Raw genomic sequence first — 19,582 nt, forward strand, 5'->3', positions numbered from 1 at the left:
GGGCGGCTACTCGTCGTCCTCCGGCAGGCGCTCGCCCTCGGCCTGCGAGGGTGTCGTGCGCGGCACGTCGGGGTGGACGGTCCGGCCCGGCCGGCCCTCGGTCTCGGGATCCGGTTCCCGCTCGCCCTCCGCCTGGGACGGTGTCGTCTCGCTCATGACCGGCCTCCTTGTCGGGTGATCGGTGTGGCCGGGGTCGCGGACCTCGCGGGGACTCCGCTCGGCCGGTGGGCCCGCAGGACCGGCACACGGCGGCCACCTTGGACGGCGAGTCCCCACGCGCGGGTCGGTGGAAACGCCCGGCCGTTCCGTTCGCGCGGGGCCGTCGCCGTCCGGCCGTTCAATACGGGCCGATCTGGGAACTTCGGGAGGTGCGCACGGCGCGCCCCGGCCGCCTCCCCCGCACCGACCTCACCCTGGAAGTGATCCGGCCATGAACGACGTGAAGCCCCTCGCCCTCGTCACGGGCGCGTCCAGCGGTATCGGTTTCGAACTGGCCATGCAGTTGGCCGAGCGCGGTTACGACCTGATCATCAACGCCGAGAACGAGAACGGGCTGCGCCAGGCGGCCCAGCAGATCCGGGCGGTCGGGGTGTCGGTGGAGGCGGTCCGCGCCGACCTGCGCCACTACGACCAGGTCGAGGAGCTGTGGACGGCGGTCACCGCGGCGGAGCGCCCGCTCGACGTCGCGGTGCTCAACGCGGGCGTCGGCCAGGGCGGCGCCTTCGCGGACACCGATCTCGCGGACGAACTGGAGATCGTCGATCTCAACGTGCGTTCGACCGTGCATCTGGCCAAGCGGGTCGTGCGTCAGATGGTCGACCGCGGCCGGGGCCGCATCCTGGTCACCTCGTCCATCGCCTCCACGATTCCCGGCACCTTCCAGGCCGTGTACAACGCGTCGAAGTCGTTCGTGCAGTCCCTCACCCAGGCGTTGCAGAGCGAGCTGAAGGACACCGGCGTCACGCTGACCGCGCTCATGCCGGGCCCCACCGAGACGGACTTCTTCCACCGTGCGGAGATGGACGACACCCAGGTCGGCCGACAGGAGAAGGACGACCCCGCCGAGGTCGCGCGGGAGGGACTGGATGCCCTTTTCGCGGGCAGGGACAAGGTGATCGCGGGGTCGGCCGCGACGAAGGCGCAGGGAATCGCCGCCAAGGTGGTGCCCGACAAGCTCAAGGCCGAGGCCCACCGCAAGCTGGCCGAACCCGGCTCCGGCGACCAGGACTGACCGACGGTACGCGTGGAAGAGGACCGGTCCCCGGACCGGACAGGGAGGACGGCCGCGTGCGCAGCGTGGGAGTGGAGGAGGAACTTCTCCTGGTGGACGCGGAGACGGGTGAACCGCAGGCCGTCTCGGCCGCGGTGCTGGCCCACTCCGACGGAGCCGTCGGGACACATGGCGAGCAGGTCTTCGAGCAGGAACTGCAGCGCCAGCAGGTGGAGTTCGCCACCAGCCCGCAGACGCGGGCGGACGAACTCGCGGCCGAGATCCGCCGGTGCCGTGCCGAGGCGGCACGGCTCGCCGGGCGGACGGGTGCCGCGGTCGCCGCCCTCGGCACCTCTCCCCTCCCGGTCAGCCCGGCGCTGACCCCCGATCCCCGGTACCGCTGGATGGCCGAGCGCTTCGGGCTGACCCTGTCGGACCAGCTCACCTGCGGGTGTCATGTGCACGTCTCGGTGGACTCCGACGAGGAGGGCGTCGCCGTGCTGGACCGCATCCGTCCCTGGCTGCCCGTCCTGCTCGCGCTGAGCGCCAACTCCCCTTTCTGGCAGGGCCAGGACAGTTCCTACAGCAGCTATCGCAGCCAGATGTGGGGACGCTGGCCCTCGGCCGGGCCGACGGAGATCTTCGGCTCCGCCGACCGGTACCACGAGCAGGTACGCGACATGGTCGGCACCGGGGTCCTGCGGGACGAGGGGATGCTCTACTTCGACGCCCGCCTCTCCCACCGGTACCCCACGGTCGAGATCAGGGTGGCCGACGTCTGCCTGGACCCGGACACCACGGTCCTCCTGGCGCTGCTGTGCCGCGCCCTCGTCGAGACGGCCGCCCGCCAGTGGCAGGCGGGCGAACCCCCGGCCCGGCTCGGCACCTCGCTGGTGCATCTCGCCAACTGGCAGGCCGCCCGCTACGGCCTCGACGACCGTCTGCTGCATCCCCTGACCATGCGCCCGGCCCCGGCGGAGACGGTGGTGCGCGCGCTGTTCGACCACGTCCGCGACGCCCTGGACGCCCACGGCGACACCAAGGGCGTCCAGGACACCTTGTCGGGCCTGCTGAAGCACGGCAACGGCGCGAGGGCGCAGCGCGCGATCCTGGGGCGCACCGACAGCCTCCGGGCCGTCGTCACCGAGTGCGTACGCCTCACCGCCGGAGGATGACCGCAGGCCCCGCCACGCCGTGGGTGGTCCGCCCCCGTACACACGAGCACCTCCCGCGCGTCCTGGGACGCGAGGGAGGTCGCCGTGGTGATCACGCTCCTCGCCGGAGCGGCTGTGCTCAGATCCGGCCCCGTGCCAGCCGGGTCAGGGGACCCATCTGGGGCTTGGCCGTCGAGCGGCCGATGGCGAACGCGGCTCCGGCGACGCCCGCCACACCCGCCGCGGCCGCGGCGGCGACCGCCTTGCGGTGCTTGATGACCGTCCACGCGGTGCCGGCCGCCTCGACGGCCTTGGCCGTGTTGGCCGCGACGACCTGCTGCCCGGTCTGCAGACCGGAGACGGCGGCACGGCTCACCCGCTGGGTGGTGTCGCCGACCGACTGGGCGCCGGAGACCGTGGTCTTCTTCGCCTCCCGTGCCGTCTCCTTGGTGCCGGCCGCCGCCGCACGCGTCGTGGAGTTGGCGGAGGACGCGGTCTTCTTGGCATTCGCCGCGGTCGTGCTCCTGGTGGTCTTTTTGTCGTCAGTCATAATTCCCTACTGTCCTTTCCCCCGGCGACGAAACAGGGTTTTCGATTTCAGAGGTCCCTAGGCAGCAGCGATCCCAACGGCCCGAGATCCAGATTCAGTTCGTCCATTGTCAGGTTGTACCGCTCACAGAGTTCTTCCATGCGGTCCTGGAGAATCATCAGCGTCATACCGATGCGTTCCTCCTGGTCGTCATCGAGATCTCCCTGGTCCACCCGGTGAATGGCGGTGCGCTCCATGAGCTGGCGCAGCAATTCGACAATGGTGAGCACCAGCTTCATGAGATCCCGTTCCACCGTGTCGGGATCCGTCCGCATATGGGCCGCGAGCGCGTTCGCGGGTTTTTCCGGCATCGTCACAGCTCCTCGGTACGGGCACGCGGCGGCATGATGGCGGGCCCCGGCGCGTCCCCCGTGATCGAGCGGATGACCGCGCGGAGGTTGATGTGCACCAGGTCGACATCGGCGATGCTCAGCACGATGTCGCCGGTGAGCACCGCCCCGCCGTTCAGCAGCCGGTCCAGCAGGTCGATCAGGGCGACGGGCGGCTGGGCCACCGGCTCGACGTCCTGTCCGTCGGCGGGCCGCATGCTCACCGCGCGCCACCGCCGGCGAAGGAGTACGGCGCCCAGGGCCCCGTCACCTCGACGGTGACACCGGGGGTCTCCAGGGCGAGCGCGCCCAGCTCCGTACGGAACCGGTCCACGTCGCGCCGGGGCACGAGGTACGCCTCGTTGGCCACGTTCTCGCCGCGCCCGGCGGACCATTCGCCCTGCTGCGGCCGGTGGACGGCACGGGCGGAGGCGAGCGCCGACGCCAGGCCCGCCGCCCGCTCCGCCGTGTCGCGGGCGGCCGAGTAGGTGTCCTGGGCGAGGCGGCGTTCGGCGCGGCGGCGTTGCAGGTAGGCGCGTCCGGGGCTCGCCGGGGCCGGCTCGGGTTCCGGCGCGGCCGCCGCCGCCCGGGGCTCGGCGTAGACCTTCACGCCGAGCTCGACGTGGCCGTCCAGCGTGCGCAGCAGTTCCTCGAAGTGGGGGTGCTGCTCGTCGAGCATGGCGGCCACGCGTGCCTGGTCGCGGTAGACCGTGGCCAGGCGCATCGGGAGGACCGTGGCCGTGGCGAAGGCGGCGTCCACCACGGCGTGGTGGGCCCGCGCGATCGCCTCCAGCCTCTCCAGGTCCTCGAGCTGGGGGGCGAGGTGCTCCTCGGCGAACCGGTCGGCGGGGACGGCGGACACCAGGGCGGTGAGCCCCCGTCCGCCGCCGACCGCGCGTACGGCGCCGCCGTCCACCCCGGTGACCGGGACGGTCGTCCCGCCCAGGCCCGGATCACCGAGTCCGACGGCGTACACGTACTGCATCTCCGCTTCACTCACGGCCTGCCTCCCGTTCCGCGGGCTCCGGCCGGGCGCCGCCGTCGGCCGTGTGGCCGGCGGGCAGCTCGGTGGCGGCGCGCAGCCGGGCGATCTCGGCACGCAGCCGCTCGTTCTCCTCGCTCAGCGCCGGGTCGGGGGCGGCGGGAGCCGCGGAGGCGGGCTTCGCGCGGGAGGACAGCGAGGGATCGTGCTCCCACCAGTCGATGCCCATCTCCTTCGCCTTGTCGACGGACGCGACGAGCAGGCGGAGTTTGATGGTCAGCAGCTCGATGTCGAGCAGATTGATCTGGATGTCCCCCGCGATCACGATTCCCTTGTCGAGGACCCGCTCCAGAATGTCGGCCAGGTTGGCACTGCTTCCCTGCCCCGCGTAGGACGGCGCGGTGCGCGGAGGGGCCGGCATACGACCGGCGAGTGAATCGGACACGTTCTCAACCCTGTCTTTCGGCTGGTTCCCGGATCAGGCCCTGGCGCCGGCGGTGCGCCGGCGTCGGGAGGACCGGGGGGCCGCCTCCTCGTCGTCCTCGGGCTCGTCGTAGGACTCCTCGGCGTCCGGCTCCTCGGCCTCCGCCTCGTACTCCTCGACGTCCTCGGCGTCCTGGTCTTCCTCGGCCTCGTCGGTCAGCCCGTCGTCGGCTTCGTCGAGGTACTCGTCCTCGTCGTCCTCGGCGGCTTCCTCGTCCTCGTCGGTGAACGCGTCGTCGTCCGCGTCGTCGAGGTCGGCCTCCTCGCCCTCGGTGGGCTCGCGGCCGTCGCCCTCGTCCTCGGCGCGCGGCTCGTCCGTCTCCTCCTCGGCCCGTTCCGCCTCTTCCTGCTCGATGGCGTCGTCATGAGTGACGACGACCTCGCCGTCGCGGACCTCGCCGCGCCAGCCGTCGGTGGCCTCGCCGCGCATCATGATGAACTTGCGGTAGAGCTTGAGGTCGAGACGGGCCCGGCGGCCCTGGGCGCGCCAGATGTTGCCCGTCTTCTCGAACAGCCCCTTGGGGAAGTACTCGAGGACCAGCAGCACCTTGGTGAGGTTGTCGGTGACGGCGTGGAAGGTGACGACGCCCTTGACCGTGCCCTTGGCGCCCTCGGTCGTCCAGGTGATCCGCTCGTCCGGGACCTGTTCGGTGACGTTGGCCTTCCAACTGCGCGTGGACTTGGCGACCTTGACCTTCCAGTTGCTGGTGGTGTCGTCCGCCTTCTCGACGCTCACCACGCCCTTGGCGAAGGTGGAGAACTCCTGGAACTGGGTCCACTGGTCGTACGCCTCGCGCACGGGCACGCCGACGTCGATGTCCTCGACGATGGTCACGCTCTTGGACTTGCCGCCGCCGGACTTGCGGCCCTTGCCGAACAGGCCCTTGACCTTGTCCTTCACGGTGTCCTTCAGGTGGGAGACGCCCGCGGACATGGCCGCCTGTGCGGGGGACTTGCCGTCGGCGAGCGCCTGCCCGCCCTTGGCGAGGCTCTTGAGCGGGCCGCCCTCGCCCGGCTGCCCGAGCTTGGTGACGCTCTCACCCAGCCGGTGGCCGAGCTGGCTGACGGTGTGCTCGGCGCGGGCGCGCAGGTAGTTGCCCAGCGCTTCCTTCAGGCGGTCGGTCGACTCGTTGTGGACGACCTCGTCCTTGGCCTTGCTCAGGGCGGAGTCAGCCATTGCCGTTACCGCCGCTCTTGCGCGTGGCGGAGGAGGCCCGCTTCTTGGCGGCTCCGCCGGCCCGCGAGGCCCCGGTGCGGGAGGCGGCCGACTTCGCGGCGCCGGTCCGCTTGCGGGCGGGGGCGGTCTTGCGGCGGGTTCCCTCGGAGGCGGAGGAGCGCTGCCGCCTGGCCGGCTTCTCCTCCTCTTCCTCCGCCTCTTCCTCGGCCTCGCCGCCCTGAGGGCCGTCCAGGGCCTTCGTGCGCTGGGCCAGGGAGTCGGTGAGCGAGTCGGCGAGGCCGGTGGCGCGCTTGGTCAGCGCCTCCGTGGCCGCGGCCTTCGTGGTCTCCACCAGCTCCTTGCGGACCTGGGCGTTGAGACCGGCGAGGGCGGGCGACTCGGCGAGCAGGGTCCCGATCCGCCTCGGGTCGAGGTCGAGCTTCTTGCCGGCCAGGAACATGCCGAGCCCGATGGCCATCTTGGCCTTCTTGGTCCGCCCCAGCACGTATCCGCCTACCAGGGCGGCGGCTATCTTGACGTTCTTCGTCATTCGGTGAGCACCTCAGTCTCTGCGGGTAGTGGATCGCTCCGTCTGGTCAGGAACCCCCTCCGTTCCCTCGCCGGTGGGCGTCGATCTCGTCCAGCCGGTCGAGCAGTTCGTCCTCGCGGCGGTCGTACTCCTCGTCGGAGATCGCGCCGCTCGTCAACGCCCTTTCGAGTTCGGCCAGTTCGCGCCGGACGGGCTCGGGGTCGTAGTACTCCTCCTCCGCGGCGGTGAGCACCTGGTCGATGACCCAGAGGCTGCCGCGCACGGGTGCGAGGGGAAAGGTCACGATGCCGGTGATGAGTCCCATTCCGGTGCTCCCTTCCGTCGTCGGCCGGGCGGTCCGCTCAGACGAAGCTGTAGGGCGGCAGCGGCCCGGTGAGGGTGAAGGTGTACGCGTCCCCCCGCTGGTCGGACTCGCGCTCCACGGCCTGCACGAAGGTCTCCACCCCGTCCTCGGGGACGAGGAAGGACACGTTGAGGAAGTGCGTCGAGCTGGGTTCGCCCGGCGAGAGGCGGGTCGCCGCGGCCGCGAGGCGCTGGGCGACCTCGTCGGCCTCCGCGCTGCTGCGGGCGGACACCTCGTGGGAGATCAGCTCGCCGAGCGCGACACGCTCGTCGTGCGCGCCGGACTGGTCCCGCGTACGTTCCCGCAGCTCGCGGACCTGGTCGGAGTGGGTCACGATCTCACGCAGCAGGTCGTCCTCGTCGCGGGCGGCCTTCAGGTGGTACTCGACGTGGCCGTCCAGCTCGTCGAGACGGGCGCGGTAGCGGTCGCCCTCGGCGTCCAGCGCGCTCGCGACCTGCTCGTCGTCCGGGGCGAGCAGACCGAAGCGCATGGGGAGGGTCGCGCCGCCGCCCATCAGGACCTCCAGCACCCGCTGGTGGGCCTGCACATCGCGGCGCTTGGCCCGCAGGCCGTCGGGCGCGTCGCTGACGACGGCCGTGAGCGTGTCGGTCCGGACGGTGCGCAGCGGCGCCGGGGACTCGCCGACGCCGAAGACTTCCTCGAGGCGCAGCGGATGGTCGGCTCCGGTGATGCCGTAGACGTAGGTGGGCACGTGTCACTCTCCGCGGTTCTGGCTGGACTGGCGGCTGGACGTGGACTTGCGCGGCGCGCGCTTACGGGGCTGCGGCTCCTCCTCGGAGTCGTCGTGCTTGCTCCCGAGCGACTCGGTGAACGCCTCGACCGCTCCCGTCAGCGCTCCTTTCGACTTCCCCTTCGCCCCGCTCTCGGTCATGTCGCCCACGAGGTCGGTGAGCTGGCTCGGCGCCTTGCGGCCCGACTCCAGGTCGAGGCGGTTGCACGCCTCGGCGAAGCGCAGGTAGGTGTCCACGCTGGCGACGACCACCCGGACGTCGATCTTGAGTATCTCGATGCCCACGAGGGAGACGCGGACGAACGCGTCGATGACGAGACCGCGGTCCAGGATGAGTTCGAGGACGTCGTAGAGATTTCCCCCGCCGCCGCTTCCGCCGCCGGACTGGGTGCTGCTCTGCTGTACGAGTGACATGCTGACTTCTTTCCGTCGATCCGTTCCGGTGCCGTGAATTCCTTTGCGGCACCGCCTGATTCAGCGGCGGTCTATCTGGCCCCGGGCGTAACGGCGTACGCGCTCATAGGCCATGATCCGGCCCTGCTGGTCGAGTTCGACGCGATAGGAAGCCATGACGCTCATGGTGTCCGGCACCTTTTCGACTTCCACCACTTCCACGTCCGCCGCCCAGCCGTTCTCGATGGCCTTGACGGCGGATACCGCGCCCACTTCACGCTGGAGCAGTCCGGAGAGCTGTGCGCTCGCCTGCCGCATCACGGTCGGCAGGTCCATTCGCTCTTCCGGACCCTGACCGCCCTTGGCGTTATCGCTGTCGGTTCTGTCCACGATCCCCTCCTCTCAACGGGGTTCTCAGAGAAGGTCCTTCACCTGTCCTCTACGCCTTCCGCTTCGGTTGCCCGTGGGTCTCGCACATATGCGTGAGCGCTCGAATCGAACGACGGTGCTACCGGCACGGGGCAGTTGACGAGGGCGGACGGCCCGGATCAGGGCGGGGCGAGAGATGCGGGGAGCCTGCCGGCGGGCGCGCCGGACAGCACAGAGCGGCCCGCCGCCTTCTCGGCGGCGGGCCGCTCTGGGGGTACTACCGGATCGAGTCCTCGATGCGCGCCGCGACGGGCGGACACCGTCCGACGGCCACCGTCACTCCTCGATGACGGCGACCACGTCGAGCCCGGCGTTACGCAGAGTGCGCTGGACGGCGCGCTTGGGACCCCGGATGGTGAGCTCGGCGGGCTCCGGCCGCAGGGTGGCGCCCCGCAGGAGGGCGTAGGCGCAGGCGAGGTCGATCCGGGTGACCTGGCTCATGTCCACCGTCCACGCGGTGGCCGTGTGCAGGGGCGGGGCCCCGAGCACTTCCTCGAGCTCACGCAGGGCCTCGGCGTTGATGTCCCCGGCCAGGATCAACTCGGGCAACCGGACATCGGCGGCCGAGACCGATAGGACCGGTCCGATCGGCGGCTCGAAGGGGCGTTCGGCTGCCATGGTGACCTCCTTCGCAGCCAGAGGGAACGCTGCTTCCCTCCATGGTCCCCCCAATCACCGGCTCCGTGCCCTGCGAACGGCATGAAATCTCCCGATTTCGGCCTGCGGGAGCGGTGAACCCACCTGCGGCACCGCACCCGGGGATACGCACACCAGTGCGATGAGGGTGGGGACCGGGCCGAGTGTCCGCGAGCCGGGCCGAAGGAGGCGGTGCGCCTGGTCCGCGACGAGATCAGGGCCCGCGTCGAGGCACTGATCGCCGGTACCGACGCCACGCACGCGGCCATCACATGATCGACCACGCTTCTTCACCCGCGCCGCGTGTCCCCGTCACCGGGGTGTGAGAACCGTCGCGCCGAAGAGGCTGAACTTGCGTCCGACCTGCTGTTACGTGTTTGGGTGGCGTGATGCGCTCCTCCACTCGCATAGCGTCCGACCGCTCACCGAACGACCAGGAATACGCCACACCTGACGGTCAGTCAGGAGGCTGGGCCGACCCCTACGGGGATGACGAAGCGCAGCCCTCCGGCCGCCGCAGGGGCGGCCGCAAGCGCGGGCGGAGGTTCAAGAGTCTGCGGCGCCTGGTGAAGGCCGGCATCGCGGTCGCCGTCACACTGGCCTTCCTGGTGCTGGGCGACCGGTTCGCGGTGATGTTCGCGGAGCGCAAGACCGAGGACCAGTTGCAGAAGTCGCTGCACCTTGAGGCCGCGCCGCAGGTGGACATCGACGGTTTCCCGTTCCTGACCCAGGTGCTGGACAAGCGGATCGACACCGCGCACGTCACGGTGCCCGACCTCGCCGCCGACCGGGTGTCGCTGGCGCGGGTCCACGCCACCGCGCACGACGTACGGCTCGACGGCGAACTCCCCTCCCACCTCAAGGGCGGCACCGTCCACTCCCTCGACGGCGACGTGCTGCTCTCCTTCGAGGACCTCGACCGCGAACTGGGCGCCTCGCAGGTGGAGTTCAGTCGACTGAGCCCCGGCGCGATCAAGGCCGACGGGCAGGTCCCGGTCGCCGGACAGCGCCTCGGGCTGCACGCGGAGGCGCGCATCGGGCGGTCCGGTGACCGCGGGGTGTCGACCGACATCAGCCGCATGCGACTCGACATCGGGGACGTGGCCGTCTTCCGCCCCGGCCGCGACGCGGGGCTCCAGCTCACCCCGAAGGCGGCGCGCGCCGTCGCGGCGGAGCGGGACAAGGTGCGGGCGATGCTGGCCGTGCCGGTGATCGCGGAGCGCGCCGGGATCGACCGGGCGCAGATCCGCGAGGCCATGCGCAGCGAGGCGGCCCTGACCCGGCTCACCGGCTCGCCGGGGTTCGTCGGCAAGCTGATGAAGGTCAACCTCTTCGACGTGGTCGCCGAGCAGCCCGATCTGCCCGCGAAGCTCGGCATCGACCCCAAGCTGCTGGGTGCGGTCCGGGGTGTCACGAAGCCGCAGCTCGCCGACCGGCTGAACCTGTCCTTCCAACTGCCGAAGACGCCGGGCGACATCCGCATCCAGCGCATCACGGTGGAGCGGGACGGCATCAGGGCCCACCTCAGCGGGGGCGCGCTGCCTTTCGGTGACACCTCGGCAGCGCGGGCGGCGGGCGGACACTGACGACGGCGTCCCGCCGGCGAGCCGGGAGCGCCGGGCGCCCGTGAGGCGTCCGGCTGCCCAGCCGCCCGGTCGGGGGCGCCGGGCGTCGGTCAGGCATCAGGCATCAGGCATCAGGCATCAGGCATCAGGCATCAGGCATCAGGCATCAGGCATCAGGCATCAGGCATCGTGGTGGGGGCCGCGTCCGGAAGGTAACTGGCCAGCCCCCGCAGGATGATCTCCAGACCGATGTCGAACCTCTCGTCCGCGGAGTCCGTCACCATCTTGTCGGCCAGGGCGCGCAGGTGGGGGAAGTCCGCGGCGGGCAGGGACGCGAAGTAGTTCTGCATCTCCCCGGCCATCTCGCGCCAGTCGGGGCGGGCCAGTGAGGAGTCACCGCCGTCCGGCCGGGCGGCCGCCCGGTCCTGCCACATGCCCTCCTCCAGCACGAAGCCGTCGATGTAGGTGGAGATGAGGTCCCCGGCCTCCGCCGCGATCCGGTCGGGCAGCCCGGCCGTGCGGAATATGGCGAGCAACCCCTCGACGTGCGGCAGCAGTTCGGCCGTGAAGGGGACATGGGCCATGGAGATCCGGGCCACGTCCCGGTGGGAGAGCAGGCGCTTGCGCCCGGCGCGCGCGTAGTCCCGAATCTGCTCGCGCCACCGCTCGGGGTCGGGCTCGGGCATCCGGAAGTCGTCGAAGAGACGCGTGTACATCAGCTCCAGCAGATCGTCCTTGGAGCTGACGTGCGCGTAGAGCGCGGAGACCGTGACGCCCAGTTCGGCCGCCACCTGGCGCATCGAGAGCCCGTCGAGCCCCTGGCGGTCCAGGACGTCGAAGGCGGCCTCGACGATCCGCTCGCGCGACAGCGGTGTGCGCTGGGGGGCCGCCTGAGGGCGGACGGGACGCTCGCGCTCCCAGGGGGACGGCGGAGGGGGTGCGGGGTTGCCGGCGGCCGCGTCGCTCATGGGGACAGTCTAGGGGCGCCGGAGAACAGTGTTCACGGCTGGTGAGCGGCACTTGTCCACAGTCGGACGCGATATATCTTGTCCTCGCATCGGACTTGCGCTATATCTTAATGAACAGCGTTCTCCAGGTGAGCAGTGTTCTGCTACGGTGAACAGTGTTCTCCGGTTCGATCCGTCCATCCCACCGCACCCACGGCTCATCACCGGGGACCGCGGCCCCTTCCGCGAGGAGTACCGATGTCCACCACCGGTGTCGCGTCCGCCGAGACGCCCACTGACTCACCAGCGCCGTACAGATGGCGCTGGGCTGCGCTCTTCGTGATCCTCGCGGCCGAGGTGATGGACCTCCTGGACGCCGTCGTCACGAACATCGCCGGCCCCTCCATGCGCGCCGACCTCGGCGGCGGCGCCTCCACCCTCCAGTGGCTCGCCGCCGCGTACACGCTCTCGATGGCCGTCGGCCTCGTCACCGGCGGCCGCCTCGGTGACATACACGGGCGCCGCAACATGTTCCTGGTGGGCGCGGCGGGCTTCACCGTGGGCTCGCTGCTCTGCGCGGTCTCGGTGTCGCCCGAGATGCTGATCGGCGCCCGCGTCGTGCAGGGGCTCTTCGGCGCGGTGATGCTGCCGCAGGGCCTCGGCATGATCAAGGAGATGTTCCCGCCGAAGGAGTCGCAGAAGGCCTTCGGGATGTTCGGCCCGGTCATGGGCCTGTCGGCGGTCTCCGGGCCGATCCTGGCGGGCTGGCTCGTGGACGCCGACTACTTCGGCACCGGCTGGCGGATGATCTTCCTGCTCAACCTGCCGCTGGGCGCCGCGGCCCTCATGGGCGCCGTGCGCTACCTGCCGAAGAGCCGCTCCGAGAGCAAGCCGCGCCTGGACATCCCGGGCATGCTCCTGGTCTCCCTGGCCGCGCTCCTCCTCATCTTCCCGCTGGTCCAGGGCCGCGAGTACGACTGGCCCGTGTGGACCTTCGCGATGATGGCCGCCTCGGTCGTGGTCTTCGCCGTCTTCGGCTGGTACGAGTCGCGCCGCAGCAAGGCGGGCCGGGACCCGCTGGTGGTCATCAGCCTCTTCCGCAAGCGCGGCTTCAGCGGCGGCATGATCCTCGGGCTGGTCTTCTTCTCGGCCATGCAGGGCTTCATGCTGGTCTTCAACCTCTACACCCAGATCGGCCTCGGCTACTCGCCGCTGAAGGCGGGCCTGGTGATGGTGCCCTGGTCCGGCGGCATGATCGTCGGCTTCGGGCTCGCCCAGGCGGTCACCCGGTTCGGCCGCACCGTGCTCCAGGGGGGCGCGCTGGTCATGGCGGTCGGCGTGTTCGCCGTGTGGCTGACCCTGGACCAGGTCGGGAGCGGCGTCGGCCCCTGGCAGCTCCTGCCGTCACTGCTGGTCACGGGTATCGGCATGGGCCTGCTGATGGCGCCCTTCTTCGACATCGTGCTCGCCAGTGTCGAGCAGCACGAGACGGGCTCGGCGTCCGGCACCATGACCGCGGTCCAGCAGCTCGGCGGCGCCTTCGGCGTGGCCATCCTGGGCACCGTCTTCTTCGGCCTGCTCGGCGGCGGTATCGCCACCGCGGTCGACCAGCATTCGGACGGTCTGCGGCGGCAGTTGTCGGCCGCGCATGTCGCGCCGGCCGCTCAGGACCGGATCGTCGCCGATCTGCGGACCTGCGCCTCCGACCGCGCGGTGGCCAAGGACCCGGCCGCGACCCCGGCCTCCTGCGCCACGCTGGAGAAGGACACCCGGTCGGTCATCACCTCGCCGCAGGACGGCGCCCGGATACCGGCCGCGCTCCGGTCGACCGCGACTTCGGCCTTCAAGGGCGGTTTCGGTTCCGTCATGAAGACGGTGCTGTGGATCGTGGACGGGATGCTCGTCCTGACGTTCCTGCTCGCCTTCCTCCTGCCGCGCCGGGCGCGCCCGGAGGACTCGGCGGGGCACTGAGCGGCGGGTCGGGCCGGGCGTTCCCGTGGCGGGGATGCCCGGCCCGACCCGTACCAGGGAGGATGAGACCCGTGCTCACTTCGTACGCAGCTCACTTCGACACTCCTGCCGGGTATCTGGACTTCGCGCGGTTCGGCCCGCCGTCGCGGGACGCCGTCGACGCCACCGCGCGCGCCCTCGCGGAGTCGGCCCGCGCCGACCACACCACCGTGGACGCTCTGATGCGCGCCGAGGTGACCGCACGGGACACGGCCGCCCGCCTCGCGGGCACCGACGCCCGGCACACCGTGCTGCTGCCGAACGCGTCCACCGGCCTCTTCCACGCAGCGCTCGGCATCCGGGAGGGCGCGGTCCTCGTGCCCCGCTCCGACTTTCCCGCCAACCACTACCCGTGGCGCCGCACCGCGGACCTCGGCCGGGTCGCGCCCCGCTGGCTCGACCCGGAGCCCGGCGGCGGGGTGACCCCGGACCTGGTGCGGGCCGCGCTGACCGAGGACGTGGTCGCCCTGTCGGTGAGCGCCGTGGACTTCCGCACCGGCTTCCGGGCTGATCTGGCCGGACTGCGCGAGGCGATCGGGCCGGACCGGCTGCTGATCGTGGACGCCATCCAGGCGTTCGGAGTGGCCGAGCTGCCCTGGGACGCGGCCGACGTGGTCGTGACGGGCGGCCAGAAGTGGCTGCGCGCGGGATGGGCCACAGGCTTCGCCACCCTGTCCGACCGCGCGCTGGAATCCCTGGAGCCGGTCCTCACCGGCTGGACGGGCGTGGAGGAGGTCGGCCTCTTCGACGGCGCGGACCACCCGCCCGCCCCCGACGCGGGCCGGTGGTCGATCACCAACCTGAGCCCCGTGACGGCAGCCGCGTTCGCGGCCGGGCTGGACCTCGTCGAGCGGCACACCGTGGCCGCGATCGAGGCCGCGATCGCCGAGCGAGTAGGCGAACTCACCGAGGTGGTCAGGAAGTACGGAGGCCGGGTCCTCTCCCCCACCGACCCGGCGCGGCGTGCGGGCATCCTCTCCTTCACGATGCCGGACCACGATCCGTCCCTCGTGGCGAAGGCGCTGCACGCCGAGGGTGTCACCCCTACGGTGCGGCCCGACTCCCTCAGGTTCTCCCCGCACGCCTCGACCCCGCCGGAGGTGTGCGCCCAGGTGGCGGCAGCCCTGTCGGCACTGGGGGACTGACCCGGCCGGGATCGCCGTGCCATGATTCCTACCCGACAGTAGCTTCATGTTCGCGGTAGGAGGCAGCGCAGTGGCCCGTGTGTTGAGTGTGAGCGACAGCATCGTCATCGACGTCTCGCCGGACGCCGCCTATCAGGCGGTGAGCCGCCCCGGCGACATGGGCCGCTGGAGCCCGGAGAACCTGGGCACCACGCCCGGCTCGGCGGACGGCCCGGCCGGGGTGGGCACCAGTTTCGTCGGGCGGAACAAGCGCGGAAGGTTCCGCTGGGTGACGCGGTGCACGGTCACGGCCGCCGAACCGGGCCGTCACTTCGCCTTCCGGGTCCACGCGATCGGCGTCGGCAGCCCGCGCCTGCGCGGCCCGATCGCCACCTGGGAGTACCGCTTCGAGCCGGAAGGCGAGGGCACCCGCGTCACCGAGACCTGGACCGACGACCGCCGCACCTGGCCCGACTTCATGGCCGGTGTCTTCGACCGCGTCGTCACCTCGGGCAGCACCTTCGCCGACTTCCAGGCCCGCAACATCCGCGTGACCCTGCGCAACCTCAAGCGGGAGCTGGAGGGGCAGCACGCGCGGTAGGCCGTCGGGAGTGGTCACTGGCGGTGGTGGGTGTGGTTCTCCGGGTTGTCCTCGGGGGTCTGCCAGCCGACGCCCGACTGGTCCTGGGGACCGCGGCGGGCCTCGGCGCCGGGGGGCGGCGTGGAGAGGCGGCGCGTGCGCGCCCGTCGACTGCCCAGCAGGAAGCCGCCCAGCAGGATCACGGCGACGATCACTCCCACGACGAGGAGCCAGAGCGCGCTCTTGCTGGACGCGGCGAGGAATTCAGCAGCGATGTTCATGCAGGGCGGTTACCCGCGCGCACACGGAGAATCCCTCTTCACCGCCCTTGTCAGCCCTCACCGCGTCCGCACTGCACCGGACGGAGTACCCGTCCGGTGCGGACCGGCGTCGCAACACGTTCTCATGCCCTTCAAGTCGTGCGGATAACTTGGCAGTTGTGTGCGTGTATTCGCTGGTCAGGGGCAATCGGCGGTCAGGAGGTCATAACAATGGTTCCTTTGCTTCTGGTTCTTCTTCTGGCTCTGATCCTCTTCGGCGCGGGCTTCGCCCTGAAGGCGCTGTGGTGGATAGCGGTGATCGTCCTGGTGGTCTGGCTGGTCGGGTTCTTCGTGCGCCCGACGGGCAGCGGCGGCCGTCGAGGCCGCTGGTACCGCTGGTGAATGTACGGCGGACGACACGAGTGGGCCCGGCCTCGACAGGCCGGGCCCACTCGTCGTGCGGGATAGGTTCAGCGGGCGGCGAACTCCGTCGCCGGGTCCTCGTTGCGCAGCCAGATGGTGCGCTGCGGGAACGGGATGTCGATACCGGCGGCGTCCAGCGCGTCCTTGACCCGGCGCCGCAGCTCACGGGTGACGGACCACTGCTGGAGCGGAACGGTCTTCACGGCGAGGCGGACGACGACGCCGTCCGCGTCCAGCGACTGCACGCCCCACACGCTCGGGTCCTCCAGCAGTACGTCGGCGAAGGCCGGGTTCTCGCGCAGGGCGCGGCCGGCGTCCTCCAGCACCTGGTAGACCGTGTCGAGGTTGGCGTCGTAGGCGACGGCGACGTCCAGGACGGCACGGGCCCAGTCCTGGCTGTCGTTGCGGACGCGGAGGACCTCGCCGTTGCGGATGTGCCACAGGCCGCCGTTGAGGTCGCGGACGTGGGTCAGGCGCAGGCCGATGTGCTCGACCTCGCCCACGGCCTCGCCGAGGTCGACGGTGTCACCGACGCCGTACTGGTCCTCGACCATGATGAGCAGGCCGGAGAGGTAGTCGGCGACCAGGCTCTGCGCGCCGAAGCCGATGGCGAGGCCGACCACTCCGGCGCTGGCCAGCAGGGGGCCCAGCGCGATGCCGACCTGGTCGAGGATCATGGCCGTACCGAGCAGGGCCAGCACGATCGTGACCCCGCTGCTGAGCACCGATCCGATGGTGCGGGCGCGCTGTTCGCGGCGCTGGGAGGCGCGGGAGCGGTCGCGCAGCAGGACGGCGGCTCCGCGTCCGGAGCGGCGCGGCCGGGGCTCGCCCTCGTTGCCGGAGGGCTGCAGGATGTGCTGGACGACGCGGGTGATGGCCCGCTTGGCGACCCAGCGGATCACTCCCAGGACGACGACGATGAGGGCGATGCGCAGCGGGACCTCGACGAGCGCCGCGGTGTGCTCCTCCATCCAGTTCGGCCAGGACGCGGCCAGTTGTACGGCTCCGGACGCGCCGGGCTGTGGGGAAAGGTGCGGTGTCGGCACAGCAACTCCGTGTTCGATGACTTTCGGACTCGTCGGCCGCGTCTACCCTCGAATCCGGAATACATGATCATCTAAGCTGCATGGTTGGGCCGGTCCCCGGACGCGTGTTGTCGGTGCTGCCCTTTAAGGTGTCGTGTGCCCGTTCCTGGCCGGGCGTTCCTCGGCGCCGCCGTCTTTCGGCCCGCTGACGGCTCGGCCTCGGCAGGTGACCCTCACCCGTCCCGTCGCGCCCCCCACCACCCGGCGACCCACTGGAAAAGAGCAGACTCCGTCATGTTCACCGACACCCCCATCTTCAGCCGCCTCGTCGCCGAGCGCGGCGACGTCCCCGCCGAGGTGCGGGGCGAAGCCGACCGCATACACCGCGACCTGGCGCGGGTGATGCCCCCGGGGACCGGTCTGCCCACCGCCAACCCCCACGCACCGAACCCGATGGGCCCGCACGGCACCCGCTGACCGGCCCCGGCTACGCCACCCTGCGCAGGCGCACCAGCGCGCTCGCGCAGTCGCCGTCCGGCAGGCCGGGGACGCTCAGGCCGGGGACGGTCAGGCCGGGGACGCTCAGGCCGAAACCGGCGAGGGTCGCCGCCGACCATTCCGCAGCGGTGTCCTCGTCGCGGTAGCGGGCGCCGGGGTCCAGGCCCCGCAGCCGGAGCGGAGGGTGGGCCGGACCGAAGGAGGCGCTGGGCCGCCACAGCAGCACAGCCGTCCGGTCGGCACCGGGGTCGACGTACTGGACGGCGGTCAGGGCGCCGTCGCCCGGCGCGAGCAGCCGGTACTGGTGTCCGTGCTGCACCAGCGGGCGGATGTCCTTGTAGACCTCGACCAGCCGGGCCGCCTCGGCGAGTTCGGCCGGTGTCCAGCGGTCCAGGTCGCCGCCGATGCCCAGGACGCCCGCCATGGCCGAGTGGAAGCGGAAGCGCAGCGGCACCGTGCGTCCGGTCAGCGGATTGGGGCTGTCGGTGACCCAGGCCGACATGACGCGGGCCGGGTGGATCTGGCTGAAGCCGTGCTGGATGGCCAGCCGTTGCACGGCGTCGGTGTTGTCGGAGGCCCACACCTGGTCGGTGCGGGCGAGCATGCCGAGGTCGGTCCGGCCGCCGCCGCCCGCGCAGGACTCGACCCGCAGCCGCGGGAACGCGGCGCGCAGCCGGTCGAGCACCCGGTGCACCCCGCGCGCGTGCTCGATGTGGACCCGCCGCGCGTCGGGCCCTCCACCCCGCACACCCGCTTCGGTGAAGGAACGGTTGAAGTCCCATTTGAGGAAGTCCACCGTGTTCTCGCCGACGAGCCGGTGCAGCCAGTCGTACGCCCACTCGGTCACCTCCCGGCGGGAGAAGTCCAGCACGAGCTGGTGGCGCAGTTCGGTGGCGGTGCGGTCGGGCAGGTGGAGCGCGTACTCGGGGTGCCGGCGGTACAAGTCGCTGTCGGCGTTGGTCATCTCGGGTTCCACCCAGAGCCCGAAGGCCATGCCCAGCCGGTGCACCTCGTCGGCCAGGGGGCGCAGTCCGCGCGGGAAGCGCACCGGGTGCGGGGTCCAGTCACCGAGGCCGGAGCGGTCGCCGTCGCGGGTGCTGAACCAGCCGTCGTCGACGACGAACAACTCCACACCGAGGCCGGCCGCCTTCCGGGCCAGCCGCAGTTGGCCCTCCTCGGAGGTCTCGAACCCGGTCGCCTCCCACGAGTTGTAGAGGACGGGCCGGAGTTCCTCCGGGTGCGGCAGGACGTGGCGGCGGATGTAGGTGTGGAAGGCGCGGCTGACGGCCCCGAAGCCACCGGTGGTGTGCAGCGCCACGCTGGCCGGTGTGACGTGCCGCCGGCCGGGGGCCAGGGCGACCTCGGCTCCCTCGTGCCCCTCCCCCGCGACGACACCCGCCTCTCCGGCCGCCGTGCGCTGCACGGTGAGGCGCCAACTGCCGCTGACGGCCAGCACGATGGCCCAGACCTCGCCGTGCTCCTCGTCGGCCGTACCGGTGTCCAGCGCGACCCAGGGGTTCGCCTGATGGCTGCTGTGGCCGCGTCTGCTGGTCAGCGTGGTCTCGCCCACGGCCACCCCGGTACGGGCGAGCCGGTTCTCGTCGGCCCAGCCGCCGTGCACGGCCGACATCCGCCAGCTCTGCCGCCGGGGCAGCGGCCAGTGAGCGGCGGCGTGGCGCAGGAGAAGCAGCGGGCCGGTGTCGCCGGTGTGCTCGAACTCCGTCCAGCGTTCGACGACGTCGCCGCCGGGCGGCACCCGGTAGTGCGTCTCCCATGCCAGCGGCCGCACCCGGTCCCGCAGCGCGACCACCACATGCCCCGGCCCGGCGACCCGGACGCTCACGATCTCGGGTTCGACGGGACTGCTCCCGTCGGCGAACCGGACCTCCAGCGCGGGCACCCCGAACCGGGCGCCGCCCTCGACGGGGTACTCCTCCACCCCGTCGAGGCGCCCGGCGAAGCTGTTGTCGTGCCCGGTCCCGACGGGCAGCGCCACCGCGTCCTCGAGTGGCAGGTGCGCACCCCAGTGGACGTGGAGCACGGCACCCCGCGAGCGGTCGGCCCGCAGGACGTAGCACGTGGCCTCGGTGCGCAGCACGACGGTGCCGCTGGACTCGTCGTACTCCACGGGCTGCGTCATGGGCG

General features: G+C 71.5%; 25 protein-coding genes. 8 read left to right on the forward strand and 17 right to left on the reverse strand.

The features are described from left to right. Positions 1-6: 6 nt before the first annotated feature. On the reverse strand, positions 7-156 hold the full coding sequence (locus tag HEK131_RS17630; protein ID WP_217462084.1) for a hypothetical protein: 150 nt from the start codon (positions 154-156) through the stop codon (positions 7-9). Between the two features lie 274 nt (positions 157-430). Between HEK131_RS17630 and HEK131_RS17635 the strand changes: the two genes are divergently transcribed. Further along, complete coding sequence (locus HEK131_RS17635) at positions 431-1,231, forward strand: SDR family NAD(P)-dependent oxidoreductase (RefSeq protein WP_244336066.1); 801 nt, start codon at positions 431-433, stop codon at positions 1,229-1,231. A 56-nt stretch (positions 1,232-1,287) separates the two neighbouring features. Further along, positions 1,288-2,385: a glutamate--cysteine ligase 2 gene (locus HEK131_RS17640; RefSeq protein ID WP_244336067.1), complete on the forward strand. Its 1,098-nt coding sequence runs from the start codon at positions 1,288-1,290 to the stop codon at positions 2,383-2,385. A 118-nt stretch (positions 2,386-2,503) separates the two neighbouring features. On the opposite strand, the gene HEK131_RS17645 is transcribed toward HEK131_RS17640, so the two are convergent. From HEK131_RS17645 to HEK131_RS17700, 12 genes are all read right to left on the reverse strand, one after another. Next, the gene (locus HEK131_RS17645; protein WP_217462087.1) at positions 2,504-2,914 is read right to left on the reverse strand and encodes a hypothetical protein; all 411 of its coding nucleotides are present in this window, start codon (positions 2,912-2,914) and stop codon (positions 2,504-2,506) included. Between the two features lie 47 nt (positions 2,915-2,961). Next, positions 2,962-3,264, reverse strand: a complete 303-nt coding sequence (locus HEK131_RS17650) for a gas vesicle protein K (protein ID WP_217462134.1) — start codon at positions 3,262-3,264, stop codon at positions 2,962-2,964. Positions 3,265-3,266: 2 nt separating this feature from the next. Continuing rightward, entirely contained in the window at positions 3,267-3,500 is a 234-nt protein-coding gene (locus tag HEK131_RS17655) for a gas vesicle protein (protein ID WP_244452054.1), read from the reverse strand. Between the two features lie 2 nt (positions 3,501-3,502). After that, on the reverse strand, positions 3,503-4,282 hold the full coding sequence (locus HEK131_RS17660) for a GvpL/GvpF family gas vesicle protein (protein ID WP_244336068.1): 780 nt from the start codon (positions 4,280-4,282) through the stop codon (positions 3,503-3,505). Further along, positions 4,275-4,709 (reverse strand): gas vesicle protein, encoded by a 435-nt coding sequence (locus HEK131_RS17665; protein WP_244336069.1) that lies wholly within the window; start codon positions 4,707-4,709, stop codon positions 4,275-4,277. Before HEK131_RS17665 ends, HEK131_RS17660 begins: the two co-directional genes overlap by 8 nt. A 33-nt stretch (positions 4,710-4,742) precedes the next feature. Next, positions 4,743-5,924 carry an SRPBCC family protein gene (locus HEK131_RS17670; RefSeq protein ID WP_244336070.1) on the reverse strand — a complete coding sequence of 394 codons (1,182 nt, stop codon included), beginning with the start codon at positions 5,922-5,924 and terminating at the stop codon, positions 4,743-4,745. Continuing rightward, the gene (locus tag HEK131_RS17675) at positions 5,917-6,453 is read right to left on the reverse strand and encodes a hypothetical protein (RefSeq protein WP_244336072.1); all 537 of its coding nucleotides are present in this window, start codon (positions 6,451-6,453) and stop codon (positions 5,917-5,919) included. The genes HEK131_RS17670 and HEK131_RS17675 overlap by 8 nt, the downstream gene beginning before the upstream one ends. A 46-nt stretch (positions 6,454-6,499) precedes the next feature. Beyond that, complete coding sequence (locus tag HEK131_RS17680; protein ID WP_161147093.1) at positions 6,500-6,757, reverse strand: gas vesicle protein GvpG; 258 nt, start codon at positions 6,755-6,757, stop codon at positions 6,500-6,502. A 37-nt stretch (positions 6,758-6,794) separates the two neighbouring features. Then, entirely contained in the window at positions 6,795-7,508 is a 714-nt protein-coding gene (locus tag HEK131_RS17685; protein WP_244336074.1) for a GvpL/GvpF family gas vesicle protein, read from the reverse strand. Positions 7,509-7,511: 3 nt separating this feature from the next. Continuing rightward, a complete protein-coding gene (locus HEK131_RS17690; RefSeq protein ID WP_217462092.1) occupies positions 7,512-7,961 on the reverse strand; it encodes a gas vesicle structural protein GvpA in 450 nt (149 codons plus the stop codon). 60 nt (positions 7,962-8,021) lie between these two features. Continuing rightward, positions 8,022-8,330 (reverse strand): gas vesicle protein, encoded by a 309-nt coding sequence (locus HEK131_RS17695; protein ID WP_279614257.1) that lies wholly within the window; start codon positions 8,328-8,330, stop codon positions 8,022-8,024. Positions 8,331-8,645: 315 nt separating this feature from the next. Beyond that, positions 8,646-8,987, reverse strand: a complete 342-nt coding sequence (locus HEK131_RS17700) for an STAS domain-containing protein (protein ID WP_217462093.1) — start codon at positions 8,985-8,987, stop codon at positions 8,646-8,648. Positions 8,988-9,394: 407 nt separating this feature from the next. Here HEK131_RS17700 and HEK131_RS17705 point away from each other — a divergent pair, with 407 nt between their 5' ends. After that, on the forward strand, positions 9,395-10,591 hold the full coding sequence (locus HEK131_RS17705; protein WP_244336075.1) for an LmeA family phospholipid-binding protein: 1,197 nt from the start codon (positions 9,395-9,397) through the stop codon (positions 10,589-10,591). A 152-nt stretch (positions 10,592-10,743) separates the two neighbouring features. Here the strand turns inward: HEK131_RS17705 and HEK131_RS17710 are convergent, their stop codons facing one another. Next, positions 10,744-11,538: a TetR/AcrR family transcriptional regulator gene (locus HEK131_RS17710; protein WP_244336077.1), complete on the reverse strand. Its 795-nt coding sequence runs from the start codon at positions 11,536-11,538 to the stop codon at positions 10,744-10,746. A 237-nt stretch (positions 11,539-11,775) separates the two neighbouring features. On the opposite strand from HEK131_RS17710, the gene HEK131_RS17715 reads away from it, so the two are divergent. From HEK131_RS17715 to HEK131_RS17725, 3 genes are all read left to right on the forward strand, one after another. Then, complete coding sequence (locus tag HEK131_RS17715; protein WP_244336079.1) at positions 11,776-13,488, forward strand: MFS transporter; 1,713 nt, start codon at positions 11,776-11,778, stop codon at positions 13,486-13,488. 71 nt (positions 13,489-13,559) lie between these two features. Further along, complete coding sequence (locus HEK131_RS17720) at positions 13,560-14,672, forward strand: aminotransferase class V-fold PLP-dependent enzyme (RefSeq protein WP_432215649.1); 1,113 nt, start codon at positions 13,560-13,562, stop codon at positions 14,670-14,672. A 70-nt stretch (positions 14,673-14,742) separates the two neighbouring features. Then, positions 14,743-15,252, forward strand: coding sequence for an SRPBCC family protein (locus tag HEK131_RS17725; RefSeq protein ID WP_244336082.1), 510 nt, complete (start codon positions 14,743-14,745; stop codon positions 15,250-15,252). Between the two features lie 14 nt (positions 15,253-15,266). On the opposite strand, the gene HEK131_RS17730 is transcribed toward HEK131_RS17725, so the two are convergent. Next, on the reverse strand, positions 15,267-15,512 hold the full coding sequence (locus tag HEK131_RS17730; protein WP_244336084.1) for a DUF6479 family protein: 246 nt from the start codon (positions 15,510-15,512) through the stop codon (positions 15,267-15,269). Positions 15,513-15,722: 210 nt separating this feature from the next. On the opposite strand from HEK131_RS17730, the gene HEK131_RS17735 reads away from it, so the two are divergent. Beyond that, positions 15,723-15,893 (forward strand): hydrophobic protein, encoded by a 171-nt coding sequence (locus tag HEK131_RS17735; protein WP_244336086.1) that lies wholly within the window; start codon positions 15,723-15,725, stop codon positions 15,891-15,893. Positions 15,894-15,961: 68 nt separating this feature from the next. On the opposite strand, the gene HEK131_RS17740 is transcribed toward HEK131_RS17735, so the two are convergent. Then, entirely contained in the window at positions 15,962-16,960 is a 999-nt protein-coding gene (locus HEK131_RS17740) for a mechanosensitive ion channel family protein (protein WP_244336088.1), read from the reverse strand. Between the two features lie 273 nt (positions 16,961-17,233). On the opposite strand from HEK131_RS17740, the gene HEK131_RS17745 reads away from it, so the two are divergent. Next, positions 17,234-17,416, forward strand: a complete 183-nt coding sequence (locus HEK131_RS17745; protein WP_244336090.1) for a hypothetical protein — start codon at positions 17,234-17,236, stop codon at positions 17,414-17,416. 10 nt (positions 17,417-17,426) lie between these two features. Here the strand turns inward: HEK131_RS17745 and HEK131_RS17750 are convergent, their stop codons facing one another. After that, complete coding sequence (locus tag HEK131_RS17750; protein ID WP_244336092.1) at positions 17,427-19,577, reverse strand: alpha-galactosidase; 2,151 nt, start codon at positions 19,575-19,577, stop codon at positions 17,427-17,429. Between the last annotated feature and the right edge of the window lie 5 nt (positions 19,578-19,582).

Origin of the sequence: Streptomyces seoulensis, from assembly GCF_022846655.1 — a bacterium.
Lineage (GTDB): Bacteria > Actinomycetota > Actinomycetes > Streptomycetales > Streptomycetaceae > Streptomyces.